Raw genomic sequence first — 3,162 nt, 5'->3', positions numbered from 1 at the left:
GCTCAGAGCAAAAATGCGGCTGAATCCGCGGCAACGCGCGCCGAGACAGCTGCAAAACGGGCAGAGGATATTGCATCCGCCGTGGCGCTTGAGGATGCGAGCACGACGAAAAAGGGGATAGTACAGCTCAGCAGTGCGACTAACAGCATTTCCGAGTCACAGGCGGCAACGCCGAAGGCAGTAAAAGCCGCGTATGACCTGGCTAACGGGAAATATACCGCACAGGATGCAACAACAGCACAGAAAGGGATAGTACAGCTCAGCAGTGCGACTAACAGCACATCTGAAACGCTTGCCGCGACACCGAAAGCAGTGAAAGCAGCTAATGACAATGCGAATGGTCGGGTACCTTCTGCCCGTAAGGTGAATGGTAAGGCGCTTTCAGCGGATATAACACTGACACCGAAAGATATTGGTACGCTTAACTCAACAACTATGTCATTCAGCGGTGGTGCTGGTTGGTTCAAATTAGCAACGGTAACCATGCCGCAGGCGAGTTCTGTTGTTTCAATTACGTTGATTGGTGGGTCTGGATATAACGTCGGTTCACCTCAACAGGCAGGTATATCTGAACTTGTTTTGCGTGCAGGTAATGGTAATCCGAAGGGGATTACTGGTGCTTTATGGCAGCGCACATCGGCAGGGTTTACAAATTTTGCCTGGGTCAATACATCTGGTGATACTTACGATATTTACGTTGCAATCGGAAATTATGCGACTGGTGTAAATATTCAATGGGATTATACCAGTAATGCCAGCGTAACGATTCATACGTCACCAGCATATTCTGCTAATAAGCCGGAAGGGTTAACGGACGGTACAGTTTATTCACTCTATACGCCATCAGAGCAGTTTTATCCGCCTGGCGCACCAATCCCGTGGCCATCGGATACCGTTCCGTCTGGTTATGCCCTGATGCAGGGGCAGACTTTTGACAAATCTGCCTACCCGAAACTTGCAGTCGCTTATCCGTCAGGCGTGATCCCTGATATGCGTGGCTGGACGATTAAGGGCAAGCCCGCCAGTGGTCGTGCCGTATTGTCACAGGAACAGGACGGCATTAAATCGCATACCCACAGTGCCAGTGCATCCAGTACGGATTTGGGGACGAAAACTACCAGTTCGTTTAATTATGGTACCAGGTCCACGAATAACACCGGAGCGCACACCCATAGTGTCAGTGGTACGGCTGCTTCTGCAGGGGCACATACACACACGGTTGCCTGTTACCCATCTGGCAATACCGAGCAGGGCGATCAAGCCCTCAAAGGTGCGTCTCGTTCAGGATCGAGTACTGGCACATCGTCAGCCGGAGCGCATACCCACACGGTGTCAGGTACTGCTGCAAGTGCAGGCGCACACGCACATACTGTTGATATTGGCGCTCATACACACTCCGTTGCGATTGGTTCACATGGACACACCATCACCGTTAACGCTGCTGGTAACGCGGAAAACACCGTCAAAAACATCGCATTTAACTATATTGTGAGGCTTGCATAATGGCATTCAGAATGAGTGTACAACCACGGACTATAAAAATTTATAATCTGCTGGCCGGAACCAATGAATTTATTGGTGAAGGTGATGCATACATTCCCCCTCATACAGGTCTGCCAGCAAACAGTACCGATATTGCACCGCCAGATATTCCGGCTGGCTTTGTGGCTGTTTTCAACAGTGATGAGGCATCGTGGCATCTCGTTGAAGACCATCGGGGTAAAACGGTCTATGACGTGGCTTCCGGCGACGCGTTATTTATTTCTGAACTCGGCTCATTACCGGAAAATGTCACCTGGTTATCCCCGGAAGGGGAGTTTCAGAAGTGGAACGGTACAGTCTGGGTGAAGGATACGGAAGCAGAAAAACTGTTCCGGATCCGGGAGGCGGAAGAAACAAAAAACAGCCTGATGCAGGTAGCCAGTGAGCATATAGCGCCGCTTCAGGATGCTGTAGATCTGGAGATTGCAACGGAAGAAGAGGCGTCGTTGCTGGAAGCCTGGAAGAAGTATCGGGTGTTGCTGAACCGTGTTGATACATCAACTGCACCTGATATTGAGTGGCCTGCTGTCCCTGTTATGGAGTAATCGTTTTGTGATATGCCGCAGAAACGTTGTATGAAATAACGTTCTGCGGTTAGTTAGTATATTGTAAAGCTGAGTATTGGTTTATTTGGCGATTATTATCTTCAGGAGAATAATGGAAGTTCTATGACTCAATTGTTCATAGTGTTTACATCACCGCCAATTGCTTTTAAGACTGAACGCATGAAATATGGTTTTTCGTCATGTTTTGAGTCTGCTGTTGATATTTCTAAAGTCGGTTTTTTTTCTTCGTTTTCTCTAACTATTTTCCATGAAATACATTTTTGATTATTATTTGAATCAATTCCAATTACCTGAAGTCTTTCATCTATAATTGGCATTGTATGTATTGGTTTATTGGAGTAGATGCTTGCTTTTCTGAGCCATAGCTCTGATATCCAAATGAAGCCATAGGCATTTGTTATTTTGGCTCTGTCAGCTGCATAACGCCAAAAAATATATTTATCTGCTTGATCTTCAAATGTTGTATTGATTAAATCAATTGGATGGAATTGTTTATCATAAAAAATTAATGTTTGAATGTGATAACCGTCCTTTAAAAAAGTCGTTTCTGCAAGCTTGGCTGTATAGTCAACTAACTCTTCTGTCGAAGTGATATTTTTAGGCTTATCTACCAGTTTTAGACGCTCTTTAATATCTTCAGGAATTATTTTATTGTCATATTGTATCATGCTAAATGACAATTTGCTTATGGAGTAATCTTTTAATTTTAAATAAGTTATTCTCCTGGCTTCATCAAATAAAGAGTCGAATGATGTTGGCGAAATCACATCGTCACCCATTGGATTGTTTATTTGTATGCCAAGAGAGTTACAGCAGTTATACATTCTGCCATAGATTATAGCTAAGGCATGTAATAATTCGTAATCTTTTAGCGTATTAGCGACCCATCGTCTTTCTGATTTAATAATAGATGATTCAGTTAAATATGAAGGTAATTTCTTTTGTGCAAGTCTGACTAACTTTTTTATACCAATGTTTAACACTGAGAGATCCCCTCATAATTTCCCCAAAGCGTAACCATGTGTGAATAAATTTTGAGCTAGTAGGGTTGCAG

The 3,162-nt window shown here is 44.5% G+C and carries 3 protein-coding genes; 2 read left to right on the top strand and 1 reads right to left on the bottom strand.

The annotated features are described in order from the left end of the window. Together K0335_RS21965 and K0335_RS21960 are read left to right on the top strand one after the other, a co-directional pair. Nucleotides 1-1,503, top strand: a 1,503-nt coding sequence (locus tag K0335_RS21965; RefSeq protein WP_219394144.1) for a phage tail protein, incomplete at its 5' end; no start/stop codon positions are given. After that, a complete protein-coding gene (locus K0335_RS21960) occupies nucleotides 1,503-2,087 on the top strand; it encodes a tail fiber assembly protein (RefSeq protein WP_219394143.1) in 585 nt (194 codons plus the stop codon). The genes K0335_RS21965 and K0335_RS21960, both read left to right, overlap by 1 nt. A gap of 128 nt (nucleotides 2,088-2,215) precedes the next feature. Here the strand turns inward: K0335_RS21960 and K0335_RS21955 are convergent, their stop codons facing one another. Next, nucleotides 2,216-3,091, bottom strand: coding sequence for a hypothetical protein (locus tag K0335_RS21955; protein ID WP_119774444.1), 876 nt, complete (start codon nucleotides 3,089-3,091; stop codon nucleotides 2,216-2,218). Nucleotides 3,092-3,162 lie beyond the last annotated feature (71 nt).

The sequence above is a fragment of the Escherichia sp. GZ89 genome, assembly GCF_019366485.1.
In the GTDB taxonomy this organism is placed as follows: domain Bacteria; phylum Pseudomonadota; class Gammaproteobacteria; order Enterobacterales; family Enterobacteriaceae; genus Escherichia; species Escherichia fergusonii.
Note: the sequence above shows the minus strand (reverse complement) of the source record. Positions and strands in the feature narration are given on the sequence as shown.

Bases quoted from the DNA above. Each gene is read 5' to 3' on its own strand.
- K0335_RS21960 (WP_219394143.1), top strand. From the start codon at position 1,503: ATGGCATTCAGAATGAGTGTACAACCACGGACTATAAAAATTTATAAT.